We start from the raw sequence: 4437 nt of genomic DNA, 5'->3' as shown, positions 1-4437 counted from the left end.
CCGCCGGCGTCGTCCCGCACAGCGCCCGGCAGCGGATCGGCGCGCGAGGGGCCACCCCGTCCGAGGCCCGCCTGCTGGACGAGGCGGAGGGAGCCCCGCTGCTCACTCTGCGGCGCGTCGTCGTCGACGCGGCCGGACGTGCCGTGGAACACGCCGACCACGCCGTCCGGCCCACCCGCTGGACCCTTGATCAGCGCCTGCTCGCCCCGGAGTGACGCATTCCACGTCCCGGGCCGGGTGTCGCGGATGCCTCACCCCGCCGACCGTCCCGCCATCCGGATGTTCGATAATTTTGCGTTCGGGTGGGACGGCGGACGGCCGTCACCCCACGCCGGAGCGCGGAAGAAGATCCGCGGAAACCGAGAAGGAAGAAGGACACACCTCGTGGGACGGTTTCGGACCTGGGTGGGCATCGCGGTGGCAGGGGCGCTCTGCGTCTCGGTCGCGGGCTGCAGCAGCACCGGCGGCAAGCGCGCCGAGGACGCCCGGAAGGCCGCGGCGGCCCAGGGGAAGGCGGCGGTGAACACCCCGCGGTGGACCTTCGCCATGATCACGCACTCCGGTGACGGCGACACCTTCTGGGACATCGTCCAGAACGGCGCCCAGCAGGCCGCGGTCAAGGACAACATCAACTTCCTCTACTCCCACGACGCCGAGGCGCAGCAGCAGGCCCAGCTCGTGGACGCCGCCGTGGACAAGAAGGTCGACGGCATCATCGTCACCCTCGCCAAGCCCGAGGCGATGAAGGCCGCGGTGGACCGCGCCGTGAAGGCCGGTATCCCGGTGATCACGGTCAACTCCGGTTCCGAGGTCTCCAAGGAGTTCGGCGCCCTCACCCACATCGGCCAGGACGAGACCGTCGCCGGCCGGGCGGTCGGCGAGGAGCTCAACGCCCGCGGGAAGCAGAAGGCCCTCTGCATCCTGCACGAGCAGGGCAACGTCGGCCACGAGCAGCGGTGCGACGGCCTGAAGGAGACCTTCGAGGGCAAGGTCGAGAACCTGTACGTCGAGGGCACCAACATGCCCGACGTCCAGTCCACCATCGGCGCCAAGCTCGAGGCCGACAAGAAGATCGACGCGATCGTCACCCTGGGCGCCCCCTTCGCCGACACCGCGGCCAAGGCGAAGGCCGAGGCCGGCAGCGAGGCCGAGATCGACACCTTCGACCTCAACGCCAAGGTCGCCGCCGGCCTGAAGGACGGCACCCTCGGCTTCGCCGTCGACCAGCAGCCCTACCTCCAGGGCTACCAGGCCGTCGACCTCCTGTGGCTGTACCGGTACAACGCCGACGTGCTCGGCGGCGGGCAGGCCGTGCTGACCGGCCCGCAGATCGTCACCGAGGAGCAGGCCGGGGAACTCGCCGAGTACGCGGAACGGGGAACCCGATGAGCACCGCAGCCCAGGCAGCGGCCGCCCCGGTGGACGAGCGTGTGCTGCGCACCTCGCCCCTGCGGCGGGTGCTCGGCAGACCCGAGCTGGGCGCGGTGGTCGGCGCCGTGGCCGTCTTCGCCTTCTTCGCCTTCGCCGCCGACAGCTTCCTGCGCGCGTCGAGCCTGAGCACCGTCCTGTACGCGGCGTCCACCATCGGCATCATGGCCGTCCCGGTGGCACTGCTGATGATCGGCGGCGAGTTCGACCTCTCCGCGGGCGTGCTGGTGACGACCTCGGCGCTGGTGTCGTCGATGTTCAGCTACCAGATGACCGCCAACGTCTGGGTCGGCGTCGGCGTGTCGCTGCTGGTCACCCTGGCCGTCGGCGCGTTCAACGGGTTCATGCTGACCCGCACCAGGCTGCCGAGCTTCATCATCACCCTGGGCACCTACCTGATGCTGATCGGCATGAACCTCGGCTTCACCAAGCTGATCAGCGACACGGTCTCCACCAAGACCATCGCCGACATGGAGGGCTTCCCCGAGGCCAAGGCGGTCTTCGCCTCCACGCTGACGGTCGGCGGGGTCAACGTCAAGATCACTATCCTCTGGTGGCTGCTGCTGATCGCTGCCGCCTCCTGGATCCTGCTGCGCACCCGGGTGGGCAACTGGATCTTCGCCGTCGGCGGCAACGAGGCGGCGGCCCGGGCGGTGGGCGTGCCGGTGCGCGCCACCAAGATCGGTCTCTACATGGGCGTGGCCCTGGCCGCCTGGATCTCCGGCCAGCACCTGCTCTTCAGCTACGACGTCGTCCAGTCCGGCGAGGGCGTGGGCAACGAGCTGATCTACATCATCGCGGCGGTCATCGGCGGCTGTCTGATCACCGGCGGCTACGGCTCCGCCGTCGGGTCGGCGGTCGGCGCGCTGATCTTCGGCATGACCAGCAAGGGCATCGTCTTCGCCGAGTGGGAGCCCGACTGGTTCAAGTTCTTCCTCGGAGCGATGCTGCTCCTGGCGACCCTGCTCAACCACTGGGTCCGCAAGCGCGCGGAGGCGACGAAGTGACCACGGCGACCGAACCGACCGCCGAGCGGACCGCCGGGGACGCCCCGCTGGTCGAGCTGGAGCAGGTCAGCAAGTACTACGGCAACGTCCGTGCCCTGGAGGGCGTCTCCCTCCAGGCCCGGGCGGGCGAGATCACCTGCGTCCTGGGCGACAACGGCGCGGGCAAGTCCACCCTGATCAAGATCATCTCGGGGCTGCACGGCCACGACGCGGGGGCCTTCCGGATCGACGGCGAGGAGACCCGGCTCGCCGGCCCCCGCGCGGCCCTGGACCGCGGCATCGCCACCGTCTACCAGGACCTGGCGGTCGTCCCGCTGATGCCGGTCTGGCGGAACTTCTTCCTCGGTTCCGAACCCACCAAGGGCCGCGGCCCGCTGCGCCGCATGGACGTCGAGTTCATGCGCCGCACCGCCCACGCCGAACTGCGGCGCATGGGCATCGACCTGCGCGACGTGGACCAGCCCATCGGCACCCTCTCCGGCGGTGAGCGCCAGTGCGTGGCCATCGCCCGGGCCGTGTACTTCGGCGCCCGGGTGCTGGTCCTCGACGAGCCGACCGCCGCCCTGGGCGTCAAGCAGTCGGGTGTGGTCCTCAAATATGTGGCGGCCGCCCGGGACGCCGGACTGGCTGTTGTGTTCATCACCCACAACCCGCACCACGCCTACCTGGTCGGCGACCGTTTCGTCCTGCTCAAGCGCGGCGCCATGGCGGGTCACCACACCCGGGACGGGATCACCCTCGACGAGCTGACCCGGCAGATGGCGGGCGGCGACGAGCTGGACGACCTGCGCCACGAGTTGGAGCGCCCGGAAGCGGCCGCCCGGCCCGTGACGGCCGACGCGGACGAGAGGCGGCCACGGTCGTGAGCGCGACGACGGCACCGGCGTGGCGGGCGGCGGCCCCCGCGCCGCGGGGAACGGTGCGTCGCCCGGGACACCGGGGCCGGCCGGGACGCCGCCATGCGGCGGCTCACCGGATTGAGGCAGAATCGGCGCGATGAGCACCTACCGCGACCTCGCACTGCCCCGGGCGCTGAACCCGGCCAGGGCGGCCGGAGCCCCGATCGGCTCGCGCCGTGCCCCCGTCCTGCGGACGGTGGGTTCCCGGGAGCGCCGTTCGCACCTGTCGGCGCCCCGTGTCCCCACGGTCGGCATCGACATCGGCGGCACGAAGGTGATGGCCGGCGTCGTGGACGCCGACGGCAACATCCTGGAGAAGCTCCGGGCCGAGACCCCGGACAAGTCCAAGAGCCCCAAGGTCGTCGAGGACACCATCGCCGAGCTGGTGCTGGACCTCTCCGACCGGCACGACGTGCACGCCGTCGGGATCGGCGCGGCCGGCTGGATCGACGCCGACCTCAACCGGGTGCTCTTCGCCCCGCACCTGTCGTGGCGCAACGAGCCGCTGCGGGACCGGCTCGCCGAACGGCTCTCGGTGCCCGTGCTGGTCGACAACGACGCCAACGCCGCCGCGTGGGCGGAGTGGCGGTTCGGCGCCGGCAAGGGCGAGGACCACCTGGTCATGATCACGCTCGGCACCGGCATCGGCGGGGCCATCCTCGAGGACGGCCGGGTCAAGCGGGGCAAGTTCGGGGTGGCCGGCGAGTTCGGCCACATGCAGGTCGTCCCCGGCGGACACCGCTGCCCGTGCGGCAACCGCGGCTGCTGGGAGCAGTACAGCTCCGGCAACGCCCTGGTCCGCGAGGCCCGTGAGCTCGCCGCCGCCGACTCCCCGGTGGCGTTCGGGATCATCGAGCACGTCAAGGGCGACATCTCCGCGATCACCGGTCCGATGATCACCGAGCTGGCCCGCGAGGGCGACGCCATGTGCGTCGAACTGCTCCAGGACATCGGGCAGTGGCTGGGCGTGGGCATCGCCAACCTGGCGGCCGCCCTCGACCCGTCCTGCTTCGTCATCGGCGGCGGCGTCTCGGCCGCCGACGACCTGCTGATCGGCCCCGCCCGGGACGCCTTCCGCCGCCACCTGACCGGCCGCGGCTACC

Annotated in this window: 5 protein-coding genes; all 5 read left to right on the top strand. The window is 71.4% G+C overall.

Annotation, left to right across the window (positions count from 1 at the left end):
* Positions 1 to 215 (top strand): UTRA domain-containing protein (locus tag HW445_RS19655; RefSeq protein ID WP_180222302.1); only part of this gene is annotated, 215 nt, incomplete at its 5' end.
* Between the two features lie 169 nt (positions 216 to 384).
* Positions 385 to 1389, top strand: coding sequence for a sugar ABC transporter substrate-binding protein (locus HW445_RS19650; protein WP_180222301.1), 1005 nt, complete (start codon positions 385 to 387; stop codon positions 1387 to 1389).
* On the top strand, positions 1386 to 2435 hold the full coding sequence (locus HW445_RS19645) for an ABC transporter permease (protein ID WP_180222300.1): 1050 nt from the start codon (positions 1386 to 1388) through the stop codon (positions 2433 to 2435). Before HW445_RS19650 ends, HW445_RS19645 begins: the two co-directional genes overlap by 4 nt.
* On the top strand, positions 2402 to 3301 hold the full coding sequence (locus HW445_RS19640; protein ID WP_180222303.1) for an ATP-binding cassette domain-containing protein: 900 nt from the start codon (positions 2402 to 2404) through the stop codon (positions 3299 to 3301). The genes HW445_RS19645 and HW445_RS19640 overlap by 34 nt, the downstream gene beginning before the upstream one ends.
* Positions 3302 to 3431: 130 nt before the next feature.
* A partial coding sequence (locus HW445_RS19635) for an ROK family glucokinase (protein ID WP_180222299.1) occupies positions 3432 to 4437 on the top strand: 1006 nt, incomplete at its 3' end.

This window comes from Streptomyces sp. UH6 (genome assembly GCF_013421635.1).
Lineage (GTDB): Bacteria > Actinomycetota > Actinomycetes > Streptomycetales > Streptomycetaceae > Streptomyces > Streptomyces abyssomicinicus.
This window is presented reverse-complemented; position numbering and strand designations above follow the sequence as displayed.